Below are 1,298 nucleotides of genomic sequence, written 5' to 3' on the forward strand. Positions count from 1 at the left end.
TGGAGGGGCTGAGTGAGGGTTTCCCAGCCGTCGACCTTGCGCATCTGGATCTGCCCTGAGGCCAGGAGCGCCCAGAGCAACATCGGCACGGTTTCGGCGCATGGCAGCACGGTCTGGGTCTTGATCCGGCGGCGAAACTCCTCGTTCAGGCGCTCGATGGCGTTGGTGGTCCTCGCCGATTTCCACTGCGACGGGTCGAGGCGGGTGAAGCTGAAGAGCCGGTCGCCGGCTTCTTCCAGGCTGTCGGCGACAGCGCGGCACTTGAGCCGCCATTTCCGCACGAAAGCCTTGCGACGCTTCTCGATCTCGGCGGCGGTGTCGGCATAGATCATGTCGCGGTAATCTGCGGTCAGTTCGTCGTGCAGGCGTTTGGGCGCGTGGCTGAGCAGGTTGCGGTGCTTGTGAACCGTGCAGCGCTGGATCGGCAGGTCCTCGCCCCAGAGTGCAACGAGTGCGGCCTCCAGTCCCGGAGCACCGTCGACGATCACGAACTCGGGCCGCTTCAGGCCACGGGCATCGAGATCGGCGAGGAACTGCCCCCAGGCCGCCGTGCTTTCGCCGCCCATGTTCCCAATCGAGATCAGCACTTTCTGCCCGTCTCGGCGCACGCCGATCGCCGCCAGCACCGAGATATTGGTGGCCTTGCGGTCCAGCCGGGTCTTGATGACGGTGCCGTCAAGGATGAGCCGCACGACATCCTCGTCAGCGAGGTTGCGAGCGGACCAGGCATCCCAGTCGACCTTCACCTTGCGCCAGGCCCGGCTGACCACGTCCTTGCTGACCGCGCCCTCGAACAGGCCGAACAGGGCGCGCTTGACCCGGCGCGTGTTCGTTCCGGCCAGATAAACCGCCGCGATCAGGGCCTCGGCCTTCTTCGTCAGCCGCTGGTAGCGCGGCAGCGCCCTGGATCGCCATTCGCTGACCTGCCCCGCCTCGTCCTCAATCCGGGCACGGGGCACCCGCACCGTCTCGGTGCCGAATGTCCCGGTCAGTTGCCGATCGCGATGCCCGTGGCGATAGCCCTTGGCCCGGTCATCGCCCCGGCCGTAGCGAAGGCGACCGAGAAACTCGGCCAGCTCCTCTTCGAACATCGCTTCGATGGTGGCGCGGACGCTCGACCGCAGGCGGTCCTCGATCGGATCATATGCCGCCGCGTCGGGCAGTAGCGAAAAGGACGAGCTGTCGGTATTCTGGTTCATGGCGTGATCTCCCTGGCGGTTGCCGCCGCCGGTTGGGTGGGTGAGACTTCACCCGGAGATTACGCCGCCTTCCAATTTCCACCACTTCCGAGACACGAC

General features: G+C 65.9%; 1 protein-coding gene. It reads right to left on the reverse strand.

Annotated features, from left to right (window positions below):
- Nucleotides 1-1,199, reverse strand: a 1,199-nt coding sequence (locus tag DPQ23_RS15180; protein WP_112875593.1) for an IS256 family transposase, incomplete at its 3' end; no start/stop codon positions are given.
- Between the last annotated feature and the right edge of the window lie 99 nt (nucleotides 1,200-1,298).

The organism is Paracoccus endophyticus (genome assembly GCF_003286075.1).
In the GTDB taxonomy this organism is placed as follows: Bacteria; Pseudomonadota; Alphaproteobacteria; order Rhodobacterales; family Rhodobacteraceae; genus Paracoccus; species Paracoccus endophyticus.